The sequence below is a fragment of the Sphingomonas floccifaciens genome (genome assembly GCF_042681125.1).
Classification (GTDB): Bacteria; Pseudomonadota; Alphaproteobacteria; order Sphingomonadales; family Sphingomonadaceae; genus Sphingomonas; species Sphingomonas floccifaciens.
In genome coordinates this window covers 19,806-40,025 of the sequence record NZ_JBHUFC010000008.1, presented here as the reverse complement: position 1 = coordinate 40,025, position 20,220 = coordinate 19,806, and the positions used below count along the sequence as shown (strand labels likewise).

The window sequence follows — 20,220 nt, the reverse complement described above, 5'->3', positions numbered from 1 at the left end:
CGTGATCACCGACGATGCTCTCGTGCCGGAAGTTGCACCCGCGGACATGCTCGCCGAGGTGCCGGAGGACGGTCATGCCGCGCCCAAGAGCTATCGCTGGATGCCCGAACGTTCTCCCACAGGCCCGCTTTCGATCGTCGTGAGCGGTCGCGACCGGCGGCTCGTCGTGTTGCGCAACGGCGTGGAAATCGGGTCGGCCACCATCCAGCTCGACGCGCCCGTCTCCAGGACAGAGGCGTTCACCCTGCGATCCGTTGATCAGGCAGGCCCGCATTGGCTTCGCCTGCCGCTGCCCGGCCAGGCGCTGGGGGAGGCTGGCGAGCTGACGGACTCGGAGCGTAGCCGCGGTCACCTTCCCGATGCGTTCCGCATCAAGCTCGAGGGGATCGTCCAGCCGGGAGCGACGTTGCTGGTCACGCGCGAGTCTTTAGCAAGCAGCGGGACCGGTACGCGCCTGTCGGTCTTGAGCGCCGAGCCCTAGCTGAGGCTCTTTCGCACCAGGATCAGTGTCGGCTCGCCGTCGACGGGCTCGGTGACGAATCCCATCTCCTGCTCCAGCGCAATCGCGGCGCGGTTCTGTCGGTCTTCGATCGACTCGATGCTCGCGTAGCCCCGAGCACGAGCCGTGTCGACCAGATAGTCTAACAGCGTCCACCCGATCCCGCGGCCCTTGTGGTCGCTGCGGATGCTGACGGCGACCTCACCGCGGTCGCCGGCCTGATCGCCCGCCAGTATGGCGGTTGCGACGATCTCACCGTCCTCATTCTCGGCGATGACGCTGTCGGTCCGACCATCAGGATCGACCATCGTGACAAGCCGATCGTGAGAGACGTTCCGAACCGTGCTGAGGAAGCGAAACCGCAGATCCTCCGGGCCGACTTGCTGGAAAAAGTCCGCGAGCCTTGTTTCATCTTCGGCTGACGCCGTCCGCACGCTGAGGCGAAAGCCGGACCGTGTCTGTAGATGGGCGATCTCGTCAGAGGTCATGCAGCTGCTCCTGAGGGATGGCGGAAGGTGATGCCGGCAACGGCTTCGAGACCGCTTCGATTCAGCAGACGGACATGGCGGCGACGCGGAAGCGCAATCAGCCCCGCTTTCGCCAAAGCGTGGATCTGACGGCTGACCGTTTCGAGCGAGAGGCCGAGAAGCTCACCGATCCGGCCACGACTGAGCACGAGATCGAAGGTGTCGTGGCCGGAGGTTGGGAATCTTCCCGCAACCGAGACAAGAAAGGCGGCGACCCGTTCGCGCGCCCGCGGGCGGCTGATCACGAGCATCCACCGCCGCGTTTCGGCAAGGGTCTGAAATGCGCTGCGCAGGAGCAACCGCCTGATGCTCGGATAGTGCTCGGTGACGTGTTGCAGATCGCCGCGTGCATGAAGGCAGATGTTCGAGCGCGTCACGGCAACAACTGCCGTGCCGCACGGGTCGGCGTCGAAGGGATGAGCGACGATCTGTCCTGGGAAGATCAGCCCGACCGTTCGCGGCGCCGCGCCTTGCGACGCGTCGATGCGCAGGACACCGGTCGCTAAGCTGGCGCACCAGCTGTCGGTAGCCGCGATATCGCCGATGGCCTGACCCCTGCGCACCGCATAGCGCCGGCCGGCATCGCGCCGATCCTCACCGTTCTCAGGCTGGAAAGAAGCGCATAGGTCGCACGGCATGTTCTCGAACGCTCCTCCCACATCCTTCGCAGGGAGCGTTTCGCGGAAAGCTGGGGCAGCGTCAGATGGCATTGCTGAAGCGACCGGTGCTTTGGTCACGATAAGCGTCGATACGCGCCGCGACCGCTCGAGCATAGGGGAGCGCTCCGTCCGTCAGGACGATCCGGGCCCCTTCCCAGGCGAGCAGGCCGCGTCGCTCGAAGTCGAGCAGGGGCGCTCGGTAGCAGGCGCGGTCCAGCAAGGGCGTGAGGTCCGCCGATCCGCGCGTGAGGATCTGCTCGATAATGAGGCCACGGGCCTGATCGTCCGGGCTACGGTAGCTACCCCGCTCGACCGGCAGCCGTCCGGCCCCGACCGCCAGATGCCAACGCCCCGTGTTCTTTTCGTTCTGGAGAAGCCGGTCGGGAAGAGCGCTGATCGCGCTCGAGCCGAGGCCGAGCACATAATCCGCAGCGTCGTCCGTGAAGCCCTGAAAGTTCCGGCGCAGCCGCCCTTCTGCCGACGCTAGCGCGAGCGGATCCTCGGCGCGTGCGAAATGGTCGAAGCCCACAGCCCGGTAGTCGCGACCGAGCAGCAGCTCATAGGCGTACGCTGCTTGCTGGAACCGCTGTTCGGGTCCGGGCAGGCGCGAGGCGTCGATGCGGCGCTGACGGGGGATGAGTTGCGGCACATGCGCATAGCCGAACACGGCCAGTCGGTCGGGAGCGAACGCGAGCGCAGCCTCCAGCGTCCCGGCCAAGCTTGCGACATCCTGGCCGGGCAATCCGTACATGAGGTCGAAGTTGAGGCTGTCGATACCGGCCTGCCGCAGAAGCTCCACTGTCCGCCCGATATGTTCGTGGGGCTGCACGCGGCCGATCGCGGCCTGGATCGCCGGGTCGAATGTCTGAACGCCAAGGCTGGCCCGACGGACCCCGGCATCAGCCAGCGTCGACGCCCATCCCTCATCGAAACCGCGCGGATCGAGCTCTACCGAGACGATCGGCTCGAAACAATCGAAGGCGCGCTTGACGTGCTGGAGCAGAGCCGAAAACGCTTGCTGTGCTATGGCGTTAGGGCTCCCGCCGCCGAACGCGATACGCCGCACCTGTCCGCGTCCGCCGCGATGGGCAGCAACAAGGTCGACCTCGTCGTGCAAGCGGTCGATGTAGGCGGTCAGCCGCGCTTCTTTCGTCGCGGCTCCCGTATTGCACCCGCAATACCAGCAGATTTCCCGGCAGTATGGAATGTGCAGGTAAAGCGAGATGTCCTCATTCGGCCGCACGCCCGAAAGACCGCTCGCCAGATCCGAACCGTCGACGGTGCTGGTGAACTCGGCAGCCGTCGGATAGCTGGTATAGCGAGGCACCGGACGCGCCAGAAGATCGGGATGATAGGTCCACATACATGCCCGAGTGCAATGAACGCCCGCGATCGTCTTTGACGGTGGTCAAAGCTCGCCCGCTCAACCCTTCCTAGCCGTGGGTCATCACCACGGAGGTTTGTATGAAGCGAACAGTGTTCATCGGCGCAGCGGGCGCCCTCGCCCTTTCAGCGGTAGCCACTCCCGCGGCTGCGCAGACGAATGCGGACCAGCAGACCGGCGTGAGGTCGGGCGACGTCCTGTTGCGTGTGCGAGCCATCATGGTCGCACCCAACGAGCGCTCCGGAAGCGTGCTCCCCGCCTTCCCGGGCGAGAAGGTCCGGGTGGACAACAGCTTCATGCCCGAGGTGGATGCGACCTACATGGCGTCGGATCATGTCGGCTTCGAACTCATCGCCTCGACGACGAAGCACCACGCGGACGGTCGCACCGGAACGACAGGATCCATCGGTCGGCTCGCCTCGACCTGGGTGCTTCCGCCGACGCTGACGGCTCAGTACCATTTTGCGCCGGCAAGCCACGTCCGACCCTATGTCGGTGCCGGCCTCAACTACACGATCTTCTGGAACGAGAAGGCCTCTGCAGGGCTCGAGAAGGCGGTAGGAACCACCCGCGTTCACATGAATGACAGCTTCGGCTGGGCCGCGCAGGCGGGCGTGGATGTCGATCTCACCCGCAAGGTCTTCCTCAACCTCGACGTCAAATATATCGACATCGACACCACCGCCCGGCTGCAGACCACGGCCGTCGGAACGCAGCAGGTAAAGCTCCATCTCGATCCGTTCGTGGTCGGCGTCGGCCTCGGGTTCAGGCTCTAGGAGCGAGCGGGCCTGAGAGGAACTCCCCTCTCAGGCCTTCGGGCTCGCCTCTTTGTCCGTCGAACGGTAGCTTACCGGGTTTCTGGGAGGACAACGGGGAGAGTGATCGCTATATCGTTCCCATGGCAAGCTCGAACATTTGCTTGGATTGCGCGGTTCGCGACGCCGCTTTGTGCGGCAGCCTCGACGACGGTGAACTGCGGGCGCTCAATTCGATCGGGGAGCGGCGCCGCTACCCCCGCGGGTCCACCATCATCTGGGCCGGCGATGAAAGCGTCATCTGCGCCAACCTCCTGAGCGGCATGCTGAAGCTCGCGACGTCGACGCCGGATGGCCGCGAGCAGATCGTCGGGCTGCTCTATCCGGCCGACTTCGTCGGGCAGCCTTACGCCGACGAGGCCGATAATACGGTCGAGGCTCTGACCGACGTCGAGCTGTGTGTCTTTCCGCGACGACAGTTCGAGCACGTGCTCGAAGATCATGCCCGCATGGAGCGCTTGCTGCTCCAGCGAACCCTGACCGCGCTTCAGGAGGCGCGTTCGCGCATGCTGATGCTGGCACGCAAGTCGGCGAGCGAGAAGGTGGCGGACTTCCTTCTCGAAATGGCTGCGAAGGTCGGAGCGGGCGGTTGTCGCCCTGCGCTTGGCGGCCCCCTCACCTTCGATCTACCGCTCACCCGTGGCCAGATGGCCGATGTGCTCGGTCTTACGATCGAGACCGTGAGCCGGCAACTGACGCGCCTGAAAGCCTCGGGCATCATCACCTTGCCGGGCACGCGCGCGGTGACGATCTCCGACCGGGCAGCGCTCGAGGCGATTGCAGCAGCGGCCTAGGCAGCTGCGCCCGCGGCAGAAGTGTCCAGGACATGTTCCAGCGCTTCACGAGCGTCGCGCGACAGGCGCGGTCCGCCCAGCGACAGCAGCGCGAGTTCCTCGAAGTCCAGCGCACGCCGGCAACTATCGAATAGACAACGAAGCATGTAGCCGAGTGTCTCGACGCTTCCCGGATCGAGAACGTCGACGCGCAACGCCTCGATCACGTCCTCGGCGTGCACCCCGTCGGCGATCTGGTCGAGCAATATGCGGGTCAACAGCCCCCCGCCGAAGGCGAGGTCCTGGCCGGCGAACATGCGCTCGAGGAACGCGCTGGTGATGGTCACGTGATCGCGGATGCATCGCTCGATCTGGTCAGCGACGGCATACCGCTCCTCGGGCCCGGGCACGTCCGCAAGGCGATCGGCCAAAGCTTCGACCGAGCGACACATCCGCCTGACCGCCGCATGGTCGGCCAGGAGCGGTGCCAGATCGACTTCGGCGATGACGTGCCAGCGTCTGCGAAACGGAAGCACCTGTCGATCGATGGGCTTGTTGTCCACGGGGCGATCCTCCAGCCTGCTCCTTCCCACGGTTTTCCTCCGCTGCATTTGACGGGAATCAAAGTTGGTCGGAAGGTGAGCACTACGCTACCGGTTAACGCCACGCGCCTTGCTCTAAGTGTGCGTGGACCGGCAAGCGAGGAGAACGATGATCGGCCAGGATGGAGAAAAGGCGGCTGTAGAACTTGCGCGCCGGGCACTTGCGCTTCTCGACAAAGCACAAGTCGGCGACAGCGCCTTTGCGGCTCGTCTCTCGAGCGCGCTGGATGTGGTCGGAGTGAAGCCGCTCTCTTCAAATCGAGACGGCGTTGCCATCGAGCATCACGGCAAGCCTAGTTCAGCTTCTGCATCGGCCGGACAGGAGACGCCGGACCTACATGTGTTCACGACGCCGGACGGGCGCGCGCTCAGCGTCGCCCCGGCTGCAGTGTCGCACATCATCGCCGATGGCGACCAAACCGTTCTGCTGCTGCTCGACGGCACGGAAGAACGTCTCTGCGATCCGTTTCCCCTCGCCGCGGAGAAGCTCGGATTGAGCCGAGGGGACGCTCTTGCCGGCGCGACCGACGGGATTATCTCTATCGGTGCGGCGCGCCATCAGCTTCGCAATCTTCTCGCCATCGTATCGGCGTTGATCAGCCAAGCACTCGACGGCGATCGCCCGGCGCTTGAAGCAGGACGGGAGATCGCGGCACGGGTCGCTATGCTGACCCGGATAGCCGACCTGATGCTGCAACCGCATGCGCAGTTCAGCGACCTCGACACTCTGGTGCGCGTCGCGCTCGCAGAGGGCGGGACCGGTCGGATCCGGATCAAGGGCCCTCCCCTTCCGATCGCCTCGGCGAACGGCGCCGCCCTGGCGCTCGCCCTGCATGAACTTGAAGTCCATGCCCTCAGTTCGGGCGCGCTGACGGTCCGGGGCGGCTATGTAGAAGTACGCTGGGAGGTGAGCGCGCTGGATGAGCCTTACCTATGGCTGCAATGGGCTGAGCGCGACGGTCCGCGGCATCGGTCGCCCCTGCCCGACGGTCTCGGCAAGCGTCTGCTGCTCACCGCCACACCGCGCCGGCTGCGGGGTCAAGCCGACATCCAGGAATTGCCGTCCGGCCTGATCTGGTCGCTTCATGCACCCGTAGCGGCGCTGCGCGCCTGATTGCTCAGTGCGAGTCCTTGGCGTTCCGGCCGCTCTCACCGATCAGCGCTTCGACAGCCGCTGAACTGATCCGCTCGGCAGAGCGAAGCGCCGCCGCGGGCGTCATCGCGACATCAACCGAGTCGGGGCCGGTCACAACGACAACGCCCTGAACCTCTTCCGCCTTGGATGCCTCGTCGAAGACTTCTTTCATAGGATTCGCTCCTCACCGACAGAACGTCTTTCCGACCGGTCAGTTCAAAGCGCTTTGTCTCAAGCCTTCGCTCAGGACGCGTGATCCTGCTCCGAGGCGGCGCGGCGTCGAACCGCGGCCTCAGCCTGTTCGCGATACCGGCCCGAGGCGAGATTGGCGCAGGCTTTCTCGGCTGCTGCCCGGACACGCTCAAGCTGCTCGGCGGCATAGGCGGCGTTCATGCCGGGCACCACCGAGTCGATCCGCACATGGTCTGCCTGGCTCATGCCGAGCCCGCGCCAGAGATAGACGTCGAAGATGTCCTTGAGAGAGAGAACCTGCCCTTGCTCGTCGAGCCACGGCAACGATGCTCCCGACGTGCTGAACGACAGGAGGGGCTTGCCCGCCACAGGCGGCTGGCCCGCCGCGACCTGAAGATCGCGGAAGCTGTAGCCGGCACCGAGTACCCGTTCGACATAGCCCTTGAGCATGGCCGGAGGCAGGCCGAACCAGATCGGGTAGATGAAGACCACAATATCACACCGGCGGACCAGCTCGAGTTCTGCCGCCACGTCTGGCGATGGCGACCATCCGGGCTCAGTCGGCCGTTCATCCGCGCGCAGCACCGGATCGAAGCCGAGCGCGTAAAGGTCACGGACATGCACCGACTGGTGAAGTCGTTCGACCTCCTGCGAATAGGCGGTCGCGATCGCGTGGTCGAAGCCGTCAGCAGCCGGATTGGCAAGGATGACCAGATGATTGAACCCGGTGTCCGCTCGGCCGCGGGTTGTGCTTTCCATGGCATTTGCTCCGGTCATGCGCTTCGACGTCCCCACTCACGGTTCAGCGCGAGCGCACCCAGCGTGCAGGCGGCGCCGGAAAGGAGATAGGCACCTACGGAGATCAGGCCGAAGTTGCTGGCGAGCAGGAGGGCCGCCAAGGGCGCGAAGGCGGCGCCGATGAACCAGGAGGCCGTCGCCGTGGTCCCGGCGCCCGTATAGCGGTGCCGCGCCGAGAAGCTGCTGTTGGTCGCGCCCGACGACTGACCGAAGGATAGCCCCAGCAGAACGAAGCCGAGCAGCATATACACCCACTCGCCGGCGGGCCCGCGCCCGAGCAGTTGCGGCGCGAACCCGCTATAGGCGCCGATCATCGCCGCCGAGATGCCCAGAAGCGTTCGCCGGCCGATGCGATCGGCGACGATCCCCGAGGCTGCGACCGCCACGAGACCGACAGCTGCGCCGACCATCTCGATCACGAGAAAGTGTGTCGCCGTCTCGCCGGACGTGAGCACGACCCAGGAAAGCGGAAACACCGTAACCAGGTGAAAGAGCGCGAAGCTCGCAAGCGGCGCGAACGCGCCCAGGATGACCGTGCGTCCTTCCTCGCGGAACATCTGACCCACCGGCGAGGGCTGCAGCTCTCGGCTGTCGAAGAGCTCCTCGAACTCCGGCGTCGAAATTAGACGCAGCCTGGCGAACAGTGCGACGACGTTGATGACGAAGGCGACGAAGAACGGATAGCGCCAACCCCAATCGAGGAAGTCGGCAGGCTTGAGCGTCGTCAGCAGGAACGCGAACACCGCAGCCGCCACAAACAGCCCGATCGGCGCGCCGAGCTGCGGGATCATCGCAAACCAGCCACGACGATTGGCCGGCGCGTTGAGAGACAGGAGAGCGGGCAGGCCGTCCCAGGTGCCGCCCTGCGCGACGCCTTGTCCGATCCGGAAGAGGGCGAGGAGGACGGCAGCCATCCCTCCGACCTGTCCATAGCTCGGCAGGAAGGCCATGGCGGCGGTCGAGCCGCCGAGCAGGAACATCGCGATGGTCAGCTTCACACCGCGTCCGTGGCGCCGGTCAAGCCAGAGGAAGGCGAACGCGCCGAAGGGCCGGGCCACGAACGCAAGCGCGAAAATGGCGAAGGAGTAGATCGTCCCCTGGAGCGCGCTGACGTTGGGGAAGATCAGGCTCGGGAACACGAGTACCGAGGCGATGGCATAGACGAAGAAGTCGAAGAACTCCGTCGAGCGCCCGATGATCACGCCCACGGCAATATCCGCCGGCCGTACCTCGTGCTCGCGGGCGTTGATCAGGCGAGCGTCACGCTCCAGCGGCGTCGAATTCGCCCTGTCGAGAGTATTGGCTACCATCCGTCAACGTCCTCCATCCAGCCGCCCGCGGAGCGTTGCGCACGTGGCGCGCACCGATCCTGGTTGGTATAGCCTCCCCGTAACTGTAAGCAATCGACGGACCTTTGACCCCGGTCAAAGTCGGTCGAGGTGTGGAGGATTAGCGGGGACGCATGCTGAGACCAGGACCGAACCTCATCCGCTGGGCCAAGCGCCTGCCTATGCTCGCGCTGCCTGCGCTGCTCGGCGGCTGCGACATGGTCGTCATGAACCCGGCCGGCGACATCGCCGTCCAGCAGCGCGACCTTATCCTGTTCTCGACAGGCGTCATGATGCTCATCATCGTGCCGGTCATGGTGCTGACGGTGGTATTCGCCCGCAAGTACCGGCGCGGCAACGCCAACAAGACATATGATCCCAAGTTCGACCACTCGACGACGCTCGAACTCGTGATTTGGGCCTGCCCGCTTCTGATCATCATCGCGCTGAGCGCGGTCACCTGGACCAGCACGCACCTGCTTGACCCATTCCGGCCGCTCGAGCGGCTCGGTCCGGGGCGCCCTGTTCCCGCCGGCACCAAGCCGCTCGAGGTTCAGGCGATCGCACTCGACTGGAAATGGCTGTTCATCTACCCCGACCTCGGCATCGCCACGGTGAACGAGCTGGCGCTCCCCGTCGACGTTCCGGTGCATTTCTCGATCACCTCGACCGACCAGTTCAACACCCTGTACGTGCCGACGCTGGCGGGCATGATCTATGCCATGCCGACGATGAAGTCCGAGCTGAACGCCGTCATCAACAAGCCGGTCACCAGCGAGGGATACTCCGGCAATTATACCGGGCGCGGCTATTCGGACATGCGGTTCAAGTTCTACGGACGGAGTCCCGACGATTTCGCCCGCTGGGTGTCCGGCATCAAGGCAGGCGGCGGCGCGCTCCAGACGGCCAACTACATCGACCTGGCCAAGCCGAGTGAGAAGGTGCCCGTGATGCGCTTCGCCTCGGTCCAGTCCGGCCTCTTCGATCGGATTGTCAACCGCTGCGTCGAGCCGGGCAAGCCGTGCATGGTCGACGTGATGGCGCGCGACATGGCCCGCGCGGGCGGCAACCCCAACGATCATCGAATGGGAGCCGGCATGGCGCCTGGCCGTGGTGCAGCACCGATCATCGGCGAGAAGCCGGTTCCGGCGCTTCAGAAGGCTCCTGAGGACAAGGGCTCCGGTCCGAACGTGACCAAGCCCGGAAAACCCGGCGCGCCGGGCCAGACCAAACCAGGCGACCAGCGCAACCGCGACATGTCTGCGGTCTCTCCCATCCTCGTCCCCGGCGCCGCGCGCGCCGTGCGGGCCTGACCCCCCGCGAACGGAAGCACGATGTCTGAATCCATCCTCAAATCCGTCTTCGGTCGGCTGACCTGGGAATCCTTCCCGATCCATGAGCCGATCCTGCTCACCACCTTCATCGTCGTGTCCCTGCTCGGGCTCGGCATCGTCGGGGCCGTCACGAAGTTCCGCCTCTGGGGCTATCTTTGGTCGGAATGGTTCACGAGCGTCGATCACAAGAAGATCGGTATCATGTACATCATTCTCGGCATCATCATGCTGCTGCGGGGGTTCTCCGACGCCATCATGATGCGGCTGCAGCAGGCGATCGCCTTCGGGCCGAACGAGGGCTATCTCAACGCTCACCACTATGATCAGATCTTCACCGCGCACGGTACGATCATGATCTTCTTCGTCGCGATCCCGCTAGTCGTGGGGATCATCAACTACGTCATGCCGCTCCAAATCGGCGCGCGCGACGTCGCGTTCCCGTTCCTCAACAACCTGAGCTTCTGGCTTACCGCAGCAGGCGCGGTGCTGGTGATGATCTCGCTATTCGTCGGTGAGTTCGCCCGGACCGGGTGGTTGTCCTATGCGCCGCTGGCCGGGCTCGCCTACAGTCCCGACACCGGCGTCGACTATTACCTATGGTCGCTCCAGATAGCGGGTGTCGGCACAACCTTATCGGCCATCAACATGGTCGCGACAGTCATCAAGATGCGTGCCCCGGGCATGACGATGATGAAGATGCCGGTCTTCTGCTGGACGGCGCTGTGCAGCAACGTGCTCGCCATCGCCATCTTCCCAGCGCTGACCGCCGCCTTCTTCCTGCTGATGCTCGACCGTTACGTCGGGACGAACTTCTTCACCAACGAGCTCGGCGGCGCGCCGATGATGTACTGGAACATGGTCTGGATCTGGGGTCACCCGGAGGTCTATGTTCTCGTTCTTCCGGCTTTCGGCATTTACTCGGAGATCACCGCGACCTTCTCGGGCAAGCCGCTCTTCGGCTACTCGTCGATGGTCTACGCGACGGTGGTCATCACCATCCTCTCCTATCTGGTCTGGCTGCACCACTTCTTCACCATGGGCGCTGGCCCCACGGTCAACAGCTTCTTCGGTATCGCCACGATGGTGATCTCGATCCCCACGGGGGCCAAGATTTTCAACTGGCTGTTCACAATGTACAAGGGTGATATCCGCTTCGAGCTGCCGATGCAGTGGGTCGTTGCGTTCATGCTGACCTTCGTGGTCGGCGGCATGACGGGCGTGCTTCTCGCCATTCCGCCTGCCGACTTCGTCCTCCACAACTCGCTGTTCCTCGTCGCCCACTTCCACAACGTCATCATCGGCGGCGTCGTCTTCGCGCTGTTCGCCGGCATGACGTACTGGTTCCCCAAGGCGTTCGGCTTCAAGCTCGACGAGTTCTGGGGCAAGGTCGCCTTTTGGGGCTGGGTGATCGGCTACTGGGTGGCCTGGACGCCGATCTATGTCGTCGGCCTGATGGGCGAGCCGCGGCGCGTCCACCACTTCGACGATCCGAGCATCCAACCATACTTCATCATCGCCGCGATCGGCGCCGTCATCATTCTGGTCGGCATCCTCGGTTTCGTGATGAGCATCGTCATGGGCTTCGTGAAGCGCAAAGCGCTTGCAGACACGACCGGTGATCCCTGGAACGGCCGTACGCTCGAGTGGTCGACCAGCTCGCCGCCGCCAGCCTACAACTTCGCGATCACGCCTGTCGTCCACGACCTGGATGCCTGGTACGACATGAAGTCGCGCGGCTATGAGCGGCCCGCGGAAGGGTTCCGCCCAATCCATATGCCGCGCAACACTGGGACAGGCGTGATCCTGTCCGGTCTGGCCCTCGCGCTCGGCTTCGGGATGGTCTGGTACATGTGGTGGCTCGCTGCACTCAGCTTCGCCGGCCTGCTGGTCGTCGCTGTCGGCCATACCTTCAACTTCAAGCGCGACTACTTCATCCCCTCGGAAGAAGTGACCCGCACGGAAAGCGAGCGGCGGCAGCTGCTGGCTGCTGGAGCCTGAGATGACCGACCACGCACTGAGCGCCCCGGAGACGGGCACCACCTGGCACCTTGCCGAACAGGAAGACCATGATCACGGCGGCAACGGCGCCACCGTGCTGGGCTTCTGGATCTACCTGATGAGCGACGCGCTCATCTTCGCCTCGCTGTTCGCGATGTTCGGGGTGGTGAGCACCAGCTATGCGGGCGGTCCGGTGCCGCGCGAGATCTTCGACCTGAAGCTCGTCGCGCTCAACACCGCTTTCCTGCTCGCCTCTTCCATCACTTTCGGCGAGGCCATGCCGCACATGGAGGCTGGTCGGGTTGGCCCCACCCGCTTCTGGCTGGCGATCACGGGCCTGCTCGGGCTCGCTTTCGTCGGAGTCGAGCTTTACGAGTTCTCGCACCTGATTGCCGAAGGAGCCGGGCCGCAGCGCAGCGCCTTCCTGTCGGCCTTCTTCACCCTGGTGGGAACGCACGGCGCCCATGTGACGGTGGGCCTGATCTGGATCGCCGCCTCGCTGGTCCAGATCGGTCAGCACGGTCTGATCCAGCCCATGAAGCGACGGCTGATCTGCCTGTCGATGTTCTGGCACTTCCTCGACATCATTTGGATCGGGGTCTTCACCTTCGTCTATCTGTATGGAGTGATCCGTTGAGTACCGAACCCTACGACGCCGCGCTCCACGCGCACGGCGACACGCACGGGCATGGCAGCCGGCTCGGCTATCGCATCGGGTCGCTCCTCGCGATCGTCCTCACGGTGGTACCGTTCTGGCTGGTCATGTCGCAGGATGGCCCTGCCCCGGGCTGGATCGCAGCTGTCATCTTCGCGCTCGCGCTCGTCCAGATCGTCGTTCACGTCGTCTGCTTCCTGCACCTCGACACGAGATCGGAAGGTGGCTGGACGCTCTTGGCGTTCCTATTCACCGCCGTGATCGTGGTGATAACGATCGGCGGTTCGATTTGGGTCATGTTCCATCTGAACACCAACATGATGCCGATGCCGGGCGGCGGCCACATAGGACCGGTGCGCTAACCTTCACCTGCGACATGGGCGAGGAACGTCAGTCTCGTAAGCGATGGCTTCTCGCCGGTCTGGCACTCGCCGGCATCGCCTTGTTCACCTCGCTCGGCATCTGGCAGGTCGAACGTCGCACCTGGAAGCTGGCCTTGATCGAGGCTGTGGACCAGCGGGTTCATGCGCCACCGATTGCAGCGCCTGCGCGGTCCGAATGGCAACGCTACTCACCGGCCGACTGGCAGTATCGCCGAGTCGTCGCAGTCGGTCGCTTCCGCCATGACCGGGAGACACTGGTCCAGGCCGTGACGGAGCAGGGCAACGGCTATTGGGTGATGACGCCTCTGGTCACCGACAAGGGAGGAACAATCCTTGTCAATCGGGGCTTCGTGCCGCCCGAGCGCTCGGTCCGTACCGCCCGCTCCGACGGACTGCCCGACGATATCCTCCGGGTCAGCGGGTTGTTACGCATCAGCGAGCCCGGCGGCCGAGTCTTGCGCCCGAACCGGCCCGAGCAGGACCGTTGGTTCTCTCGTGACGTCGTCGCGATCGCCGCGGCTCGGGACCTTTCAAATACCCTCCCCTACTTCATCGATGCTGACGCAGGTGCGCCGGGCGAATGGCCGGCGGGCGGTCTGACCGTGATCACTTTCCCGAACAACCATCTTGTCTACGCATTGACCTGGTTCGGTCTCGCGCTGCTCTGCGCCTATGCGGTGTCAATCGGCGTCCAAAAAGGACCCCCTATCGGCGTCCAAAAGGGACCCCCTTCGTCGAGCAGCGTGACGGGTATGACGGGTGCACCGTTCGCGCTGGTTGCGGCGTAGGGCGGGCGTAGCCCGACCGGAGGCGCAACCAGCGCGAAGCGTTCTCTGCCGGTGGTCCTGGGCGTCAGCTTCGATGTTTGAAGCGCCAGCTGTCGTTGCCGGTTTCGACGATGTCGCAATGGTGGGTAATACGGTCGAGCAGTGCGGTGGTCATCTTGGGGTCGCCAAAGACGGTCGGCCACTCGCCAAAGGCGAGGTTCGTGGTGACGATGACGGAGGTCTGCTCGTAGAGCTTGCTGACGAGGTGGAAGAGCATTTGACCGCCCGAGCGTGCAAACGGCAGGTAGCCAAGCTCGTCGAGCACCACGAGGTCGAGGCGCGAGAGCTGGGCCGCCAGCGTGCCGGGCTTGCCAAGGCGCGTTTCCTCCTCGAGCCGGTTCACCAGGTCCACTGTGTTGAAGTAGCGTCCGCGGGCGCCGGCTCGTACCACATTGGCAGTGATGGCGGTGGCGAGATGCGTCTTGCCGGTACCCGTTCCACCGACCAGCACGACGTTGCGTCGGCCCGGAAGAAACGAGCCGCTGTACAGCGAGCGCACCAGTCCCTCGTTGATGGGAGTGTCGCCGAAGACGAAGGCGTCGAGGTCCTTCACCGCGGGCAACCTGGCGGCCGACATCCGGTAACGGACCGAGGCTGCATGGCGGTGCGTCGCCTCGGCACGCAGCAGGTCGGTCAGGACCTCCATGGTCGTGCGCTTGCGCTGGAGACCGGTAGTGACCGCCTCGTCGAAAGCGCCAGCCATGCCCTTCAGCCCCAACTCGGTCATGGCCGTCATCATCTCATGCCGCTGCATGGAGGCCTCGCAGGCTGTCGTAGCGGTTGCAGTCGGCGCGGGGCGGATGGCGCAGCGCCAGGTCTTCTGGCGTGACAATAGTCAGCGGTCGCGGCGGTTCGCGCCGGCGGGCCAGGATGTTGACGATGACGTCGTCGCTGGCGACGCCGGCCAGCAATGCTTCGCGCACGGCCGCTTCCACCGCCTCGAGTCCGTCGTCGAGCACCGCGGCCAGCACCCGCACGAACCGCCGGTCGGCATCGTCACCGACGCCAAGCTTGCGCCGCAGTCGTGCCAGCGCAGGCGGCAGCTCCCAGCCCTGGAACGGCGCGCCGTTCCGCAGGGCGCCCGGCTTGGTCGCCAACACCGGCAGATAATGCCACGGGTCGTAGATGGTACGGTCCCGGCCGAAAAACCGGGGATGGTCGGCGACGACTTCCCCGTCGCAGCACACGACGATGCGGTCGGCATAGGCGCGGACCTGAACGGCACGTCGCACCACCCTGGCAGAAACGGAGTAGCGGTTGCGGTCGAAGCTGATGAGGCATGTGCCGCTTACCGCATGCTCGCTCTCATGAAAGCCGTCGAAGGGTGCGACAACAGGCTGGAGCACGCTGCGCTCGGCAGCCCAGGCCTGAGCAACCGTCAGTTCCTTCTGCTCGGGATGCTGGTGAAACTCTGCCCAGCGCCGACACTCGGCCTCCAGCCAACCGTTCAGCTCCTCGAGGCTGGTAAATCGCAGGCGTGGCTGGAAGAAGCGGCCGCGTGCGGTTTGCACCTGGTTCTCGACCTGACCTTTCTCCCAGCCCGACGCCGGCGAGCAGGCGGTCGGCTCGACCATGTAATGGTTGGCCATGACCAGGAAGCGCCGGTTGAAGACACGCTCCTTGCCCGTGAACACGCTCGTGACCGCCGTCTTCATGTTGTCGTAGATGCCGCGCGTCGGCACACCTCCGAAGAAGGCAAACGCCCGCGCATGCGCGTCGAACAGCATCTCCTGTGTCTCGCGGGGATAGGCTCGCACATACATTGCCCGCGACGCGCATAGCCGGACATGCGCGACCTTCACCCGCATCGGCTTGCCCGAAATCTCCACGTCCTCGTGGCTCCAGTCGAACTGGTAAGCCTCGCCCGGCCGGAACAGCAGCGGGATGAACGCCGGCGCATTCATCACATCGCGACGTCGCGCCCGCCGCCAGCGGGCCGCATAACGCCGCACCGCGTCGTACGAGCCGTCGAACCCCTCGCGCAGCAGCAGGTCGTGGATGCGCGTGAGGCGCAGCTTCTCGCGCCGCGGCCGTGCCTCATCTTCCTCCAGCAACGCATCCAGTCGCGCCTGAAATGGCGCCAGCTTCGGCAGCGGCTGTACCTCCCGCCGATACCCCATGTCCGCTTCCGGCGCCCGGATCGCCTTGCGCACCACCTTGCGCGACAGGTGCAGGTCCCGCGCTATCGCCTTGATGGCCTTCCCCGACGCGTGCTCGCGCCGGATCCTCAACACCGTCTCCAATACCAGCATCCCGATCTCGCCGCCTGACACACCGCCAAGCGAACAGCCTAGACCAACGGGATGAGGGGTCCCTTTTCGACGCCGATCACCCCGCTACCGGGGTCCCTTTTCCACGCCGATCCACAGTGCGATGCACCGTCAAGGTCGCGCCCGCCCCATAAAGTAACAACGCGGACTTTTGAGGCTTCAGCCGGTGTCATGACCGTTTCAGGCCGGTGCACTTATGATCGCGAGGCGGGCGCGTGCGGATCAACGCACAATCCTTTTACGCGCCCGCCCCGAAAGCCCTCAGGCAAAATAGGGCTCTCTATTGCGTCACCGCGAAGCCGGCCTTCTCTATGGCCCGCTTGAGTTGCTGTACATCGGCCGTCGAGTTTACCGAAACGGTCTTGCTCGCCAAGTCGACGTTGACGACGGCCTTGGCATCGACGCGCTGAAGCGCGCTGGTCACACCGCGCGCACAGCCTCCGCAGGTCATTCCCTGAACTTTGAAATCGATCATCTTCGTTCTTCCATGAGGTGGATGAAGCAGATGTGGGGTTTGACACTGTGTCAGGGTCAAGGGGTGTATTTAGCTGTTGACCTTGACACGATGTGAGGGACGATAAGGCCATCGACTCAGTAGTGGAGACGACCATGAGCGCCCCGGCGCAGCTGCCAATGCAGACACAGGCGAGAAGCGAAGACAGGCTGTCGCTGGCCATCGATGGCATGACCTGCGCGACGTGTGTCGGGCGGGTGGAGCGCGCCATCGCCGGGGTGCCGGGCGTCGCCGGCGTCTCGGTCAATCTCGCGACGGAGCGCGCGAACGTCGAGTTCGTCGATGGACGATCCGATGTCGCTGCCGTAGCCGATGCGGTTCTTGCGGCGGGCTACACCCCGTTGACGCAAACGACCGAGTTGACGATCACGGGCATGACCTGCGCCTCATGTGTCGGCCGGGTCGAGACGGCGCTGCTGAAAGTGCCCGGCGTCCGCTCCGCGAGTGTCAACCTGGCAGCCGAGACGGCGCGGATCGAAACGGTGGGTGGCGTCCCCACTTATGTCTTGGTCGAGGCCGTCGAAAGCGCTGGTTACACCGCATTCGCGCGCACCGGATCGGCGGAGGCGGAACGAAGCGCCGAGGACGCCCGCCGCGACGCAGCCGCAACAAGAGAGCTCCGCCACGTGCTGATCGCCGCGGCGCTGTCGCTGCCGCTGGTCGTTCCGATGCTGCTGGCCCCGTTCGGTATCGAGGTGGCGGTGCCGGGCTGGATCCAGCTGCTGCTCGCGACGCCCGTGCAGTTCTGGCTGGGCGCGCGCTTCTATCGCGCGGGTTGGAAGGCCGCGCGCGCCCGAACCGGCAACATGGACCTGTTGGTCGCGATCGGCACATCGGCCGCCTACGGGCTCAGCCTCTACCAGCTGCTGTTCGCGCCGATGCACGGCATGGATGCGCATTATTACTTCGAGGCTTCGGCCGTCGTCATCACCCTTATCCTGCTCGGCAAATGGCTCGAAGGCCGCGCCAAGCGTCAGACCGGAGAGGCGATCCGCGCGCTGATGGCGCTGCGGCCCGACCAGGCTCGCGTTGTCGGCACCGACGGCAGCGAACGAGAGATTGCCCTGGCGGAGGTGCGCTCGGGTGACCGCGTCCGCGTCCGGCCCGGCGAGCGCATCCCCGTCGATGGACGACTGATCGAGGGAGCAACCCATGTCGATGAATCCATGCTCACCGGAGAGAGCCTTCCGGTCGCCAAGGCCGCTGGAGACCCAGTGACCGGCGGATCGATCAACGCGGACGGCCTCATCCTGGTCGAGACGACGGCGGTGGGGGCTGAGACCACCCTCGCTCGCATCGTGCGCCTTGTCGAAAGCGCGCAGGGCGCCAAGGCTCCGATCCAGCGGCTCGTCGACAAGGTCAGCGCCGTGTTCGTGCCAATCGTCCTCGTCATAGCCGCGCTGACCCTCGCCGGCTGGCTGATCGCCGGCGCCGGAGTGGAAGTCGCGATCCTGAACGCGGTCGCGGTGCTCGTCATCGCCTGTCCGTGCGCGCTCGGCCTGGCCACGCCGACCGCGATCATGGCCGGCACGGGCGTTGCCGCGCGGGCCGGTGTCCTCATCAAGGACGCGGAGGCGCTGGAGACCGCGCACCGCATCAACATCGTCGCGTTCGACAAGACCGGCACGCTGACCGAGGGCAAGCCCTCGCTGCTGGCCGCACTGCCGGCCGAGGGGGCCGAACGCGCCGAGCTGATCGCGCTCGCCGCGGCGCTTCAGGCTGGAAGCGAGCATCCGCTCGCCCGGGCCGTCTTGGCGTGGGCCAGCTCGGAAGGCGTCGAACCCGCCCGCGCCAACGGGATGCGCGGCCTGCCCGGCCGCGGGGTTGCTGCAGACGTCAACGGCCGCAACCTGATCCTCGGCAGCACGCGCTTGATGGACGACGAAGCTATCGTGATGACACCGCTGGCGAGTGAGGCGGCCAGGCTGGAAGCCGAGGGACGGACGGTCTCCTGGGTCGCGGAACGCGCGCCCGAACGCCGCCTTCTCGGCCTTCTGGCGTTCGGCGACGAGGTCAAGGCTTCCGCCGCTGCTGCCGTGGCGGCGCTGCATGGCCGTGGCATACGCAGCGTGATGCTGACCGGAGACAATGCGGGAAGCGCCCGCGCAGCGGCGGCCAAGCTCGGCATCGACGATTTCGTTGCCAATGTCCTGCCGGAAGGAAAGTCGGATGCGGTAGCAGCATTGCGGGGCGGGGACCGCACGGTCGCGATGGTCGGGGACGGCGTCAACGACGCCCCTGCCCTCGCTGCAGCAGATGTCGGCATCGCCATGTCAACCGGAACAGACGTTGCGATGCACGCAGCGGGCATCACGCTGATGCGGGGCGATCCGCGCCTGGTCGCGGACGCGATCGACATCTCCAAACGGACATATTCCAAGATCCGCCAGGGGCTGTTCTGGGCGTTCATCTACAACCTGGTCGGCATCCCGCTGGCAGCGTTCGGGTATCTAAGCCCGGTGATCGCCGGCGCGGCGATGGCGCTGTCGAGTGTCAGCGTCGTCGCCAATGCTCTGACGCTTCGCCGTTGGCGTCCGACAGCGGCTTGAGGAGGCGATACGTGAATATAGGACAGGCGGCCAAAGCTTCGGGCGTCAGCCAGCGGATGATCCGCCATTATGAGGCGATCGGCCTCATTCCGAAGGCCACGCGGCGTGATTCCGGCTACCGCGACTATGACGAACGCGAAGTCCACATGTTGCGCTTCATCGGCCGCGCACGCGATCTGGGCTTTCCAATTTCGGAGATCGGCCAGCTCGTCGCGCTGTGGCAGGACGGCGATCGGGCGAGTGGTGAGGTCAAGGCCCTCGCGCTTGCACGAGCCGCGGAGATGGAGCGCAAGGAGCACGAGCTCCGAGCGATGCGTAAGTCGCTCGAAGATCTGGCGCGTCGCTGCGCGGGCGGAGATCGACCGGATTGCCCGATCCTGGACGATCTTGCGATCGGAGTGGAACATGTGAGTCTGCGTTGCGTTAAAGAAAAGGGTTGACCTTGGACCATGGTCCGAGCCGCAAGGACGGTGAAGTCCCGACCCCGGCGAGGGAAAGCGCCAAGAACCGCGTATATACAAGGGGAGGGGGGCGCATATGGAAGGAAAGACAATGCATCAGATCGATCCCGAGATGAAGGCGTGCATGGACGCCTGCCATGAATGCCACATCACCTGCCTTCACATGGCGATGAATCACTGCCTGGAGGCGGGCGGGCGACACGCCGAGCCTCAGCACATGAAGCTGATGCTGGACTGTGCTCAGATTTGCAGTGTCGCGATCGACTTCATGGCGCGCAAGTCCGAGCACCACCGGCATATCTGCCGCGAGTGCGCCGAGATTTGCCGGGCGTGCGCGTCGAGCTGCGAAGGGCTGGACGGCATGGAGGATTGCGTCGCCGCGTGTCGCAAGTGCGCCGACGCTTGCGACAAGATGGCCGCGTAAATGGCCCGAGGGCGGCGCTTTCCCCGCCGCCCTCCCGTTACATTGCGAGCCAAGGCGCGTGAGACGGTGCGATGCACGGTCAGGGTTGGCAGC

At 65.0% G+C, this 20,220-nt stretch carries 22 protein-coding genes; 12 read left to right on the top strand and 10 right to left on the bottom strand.

Translation table 11 applies throughout. The features are described 5' to 3' along the window. Window position 1: 1 nt before the first annotated feature. Window positions 2-481 (top strand): hypothetical protein, encoded by a 480-nt coding sequence (locus ACFSC3_RS16600; protein WP_198665978.1) that lies wholly within the window; start codon window positions 2-4, stop codon window positions 479-481. Here the strand turns inward: ACFSC3_RS16600 and ACFSC3_RS16595 are convergent. Genes ACFSC3_RS16595 through hemN form a run of 3 tightly spaced genes read right to left on the bottom strand, consistent with a single transcriptional unit; the run spans window position 478 to window position 3,048 of the window. Continuing rightward, entirely contained in the window at window positions 478-987 is a 510-nt protein-coding gene (locus ACFSC3_RS16595) for a GNAT family N-acetyltransferase (RefSeq protein WP_064311238.1), read from the bottom strand. The two genes, ACFSC3_RS16600 and ACFSC3_RS16595, sit on opposite strands and share 4 nt — an antisense overlap. Next, window positions 984-1,763, bottom strand: a complete 780-nt coding sequence (locus ACFSC3_RS16590) for a helix-turn-helix domain-containing protein (RefSeq protein WP_157968817.1) — start codon at window positions 1,761-1,763, stop codon at window positions 984-986. Before ACFSC3_RS16590 ends, ACFSC3_RS16595 begins: the two co-directional genes overlap by 4 nt. Next, the gene (gene hemN, locus ACFSC3_RS16585; protein WP_380941500.1) at window positions 1,726-3,048 is read right to left on the bottom strand and encodes an oxygen-independent coproporphyrinogen III oxidase; all 1,323 of its coding nucleotides are present in this window, start codon (window positions 3,046-3,048) and stop codon (window positions 1,726-1,728) included. The genes ACFSC3_RS16590 and hemN overlap by 38 nt, the downstream gene beginning before the upstream one ends. Before the next feature lie 101 nt (window positions 3,049-3,149). Between hemN and ACFSC3_RS16580 the strand changes: the two genes are divergently transcribed. Beyond that, window positions 3,150-3,845 (top strand): OmpW/AlkL family protein, encoded by a 696-nt coding sequence (locus ACFSC3_RS16580; protein ID WP_064311235.1) that lies wholly within the window; start codon window positions 3,150-3,152, stop codon window positions 3,843-3,845. Between the two features lie 122 nt (window positions 3,846-3,967). Further along, window positions 3,968-4,678 (top strand): Crp/Fnr family transcriptional regulator, encoded by a 711-nt coding sequence (locus ACFSC3_RS16575; protein WP_380941499.1) that lies wholly within the window; start codon window positions 3,968-3,970, stop codon window positions 4,676-4,678. Here the strand turns inward: ACFSC3_RS16575 and ACFSC3_RS16570 are convergent. Further along, window positions 4,675-5,220, bottom strand: coding sequence for a hypothetical protein (locus ACFSC3_RS16570; protein WP_064311233.1), 546 nt, complete (start codon window positions 5,218-5,220; stop codon window positions 4,675-4,677). The genes ACFSC3_RS16575 and ACFSC3_RS16570 overlap by 4 nt on opposite strands. Before the next feature lie 148 nt (window positions 5,221-5,368). Between ACFSC3_RS16570 and ACFSC3_RS16565 the strand changes: the two genes are divergently transcribed. Further along, on the top strand, window positions 5,369-6,373 hold the full coding sequence (locus ACFSC3_RS16565) for an HWE histidine kinase domain-containing protein (RefSeq protein ID WP_115381565.1): 1,005 nt from the start codon (window positions 5,369-5,371) through the stop codon (window positions 6,371-6,373). Window positions 6,374-6,377: 4 nt separating this feature from the next. Here the strand turns inward: ACFSC3_RS16565 and ACFSC3_RS16560 are convergent, their stop codons facing one another. From ACFSC3_RS16560 to ACFSC3_RS16550, 3 genes are all read right to left on the bottom strand, one after another. Next, a complete protein-coding gene (locus ACFSC3_RS16560) occupies window positions 6,378-6,566 on the bottom strand; it encodes a hypothetical protein (RefSeq protein WP_064311231.1) in 189 nt (62 codons plus the stop codon). A 71-nt stretch (window positions 6,567-6,637) separates the two neighbouring features. Continuing rightward, entirely contained in the window at window positions 6,638-7,381 is a 744-nt protein-coding gene (locus ACFSC3_RS16555) for an NAD(P)H-dependent oxidoreductase (protein WP_380941498.1), read from the bottom strand. Next, window positions 7,360-8,694: an MFS transporter gene (locus ACFSC3_RS16550; protein WP_064311229.1), complete on the bottom strand. Its 1,335-nt coding sequence runs from the start codon at window positions 8,692-8,694 to the stop codon at window positions 7,360-7,362. Before ACFSC3_RS16550 ends, ACFSC3_RS16555 begins: the two co-directional genes overlap by 22 nt. Window positions 8,695-8,846: 152 nt before the next feature. Between ACFSC3_RS16550 and cyoA the strand changes: the two genes are divergently transcribed. From cyoA to ACFSC3_RS16525, 5 genes are read left to right on the top strand one after another with little or no spacing between them, the layout of a single operon-like run. After that, window positions 8,847-10,025, top strand: a complete 1,179-nt coding sequence (gene cyoA, locus ACFSC3_RS16545) for a ubiquinol oxidase subunit II (protein WP_380941497.1) — start codon at window positions 8,847-8,849, stop codon at window positions 10,023-10,025. 21 nt (window positions 10,026-10,046) lie between these two features. Beyond that, window positions 10,047-12,044 (top strand): cytochrome o ubiquinol oxidase subunit I, encoded by a 1,998-nt coding sequence (gene cyoB / locus ACFSC3_RS16540; protein WP_380941496.1) that lies wholly within the window; start codon window positions 10,047-10,049, stop codon window positions 12,042-12,044. 1 nt (window position 12,045) lies between these two features. Further along, window positions 12,046-12,681, top strand: a complete 636-nt coding sequence (gene cyoC / locus ACFSC3_RS16535; RefSeq protein WP_380941495.1) for a cytochrome o ubiquinol oxidase subunit III — start codon at window positions 12,046-12,048, stop codon at window positions 12,679-12,681. After that, a complete protein-coding gene (gene cyoD, locus ACFSC3_RS16530; RefSeq protein WP_064311225.1) occupies window positions 12,678-13,061 on the top strand; it encodes a cytochrome o ubiquinol oxidase subunit IV in 384 nt (127 codons plus the stop codon). The genes cyoC and cyoD overlap by 4 nt, the downstream gene beginning before the upstream one ends. Window positions 13,062-13,075: 14 nt before the next feature. Then, window positions 13,076-13,870, top strand: a complete 795-nt coding sequence (locus ACFSC3_RS16525; RefSeq protein WP_380941494.1) for an SURF1 family protein — start codon at window positions 13,076-13,078, stop codon at window positions 13,868-13,870. A 64-nt stretch (window positions 13,871-13,934) separates the two neighbouring features. Here the strand turns inward: ACFSC3_RS16525 and istB are convergent, their stop codons facing one another. The 3 genes from istB to ACFSC3_RS16510 form a co-directional block, all read right to left on the bottom strand. Then, complete coding sequence (gene istB / locus ACFSC3_RS16520; RefSeq protein WP_375244915.1) at window positions 13,935-14,663, bottom strand: IS21-like element helper ATPase IstB; 729 nt, start codon at window positions 14,661-14,663, stop codon at window positions 13,935-13,937. Further along, window positions 14,650-16,161, bottom strand: a complete 1,512-nt coding sequence (gene istA, locus ACFSC3_RS16515) for an IS21 family transposase (RefSeq protein ID WP_375244914.1) — start codon at window positions 16,159-16,161, stop codon at window positions 14,650-14,652. The genes istB and istA overlap by 14 nt, the downstream gene beginning before the upstream one ends. 298 nt (window positions 16,162-16,459) lie before the next feature. Beyond that, window positions 16,460-16,654, bottom strand: a complete 195-nt coding sequence (locus tag ACFSC3_RS16510; protein ID WP_007407007.1) for a heavy-metal-associated domain-containing protein — start codon at window positions 16,652-16,654, stop codon at window positions 16,460-16,462. 134 nt (window positions 16,655-16,788) lie between these two features. On the opposite strand from ACFSC3_RS16510, the gene ACFSC3_RS16505 reads away from it, so the two are divergent. From ACFSC3_RS16505 to ACFSC3_RS16495, 3 genes are all read left to right on the top strand, one after another. After that, the gene (locus tag ACFSC3_RS16505) at window positions 16,789-19,242 is read left to right on the top strand and encodes a heavy metal translocating P-type ATPase (RefSeq protein WP_380941493.1); all 2,454 of its coding nucleotides are present in this window, start codon (window positions 16,789-16,791) and stop codon (window positions 19,240-19,242) included. An 11-nt stretch (window positions 19,243-19,253) separates the two neighbouring features. Further along, complete coding sequence (gene cueR, locus ACFSC3_RS16500) at window positions 19,254-19,682, top strand: Cu(I)-responsive transcriptional regulator (protein ID WP_079247197.1); 429 nt, start codon at window positions 19,254-19,256, stop codon at window positions 19,680-19,682. Between the two features lie 112 nt (window positions 19,683-19,794). Further along, window positions 19,795-20,127 carry a four-helix bundle copper-binding protein gene (locus tag ACFSC3_RS16495; RefSeq protein WP_046985870.1) on the top strand — a complete coding sequence of 111 codons (333 nt, stop codon included), beginning with the start codon at window positions 19,795-19,797 and terminating at the stop codon, window positions 20,125-20,127. The last annotated feature ends 93 nt before the right edge of the window (window positions 20,128-20,220 follow it).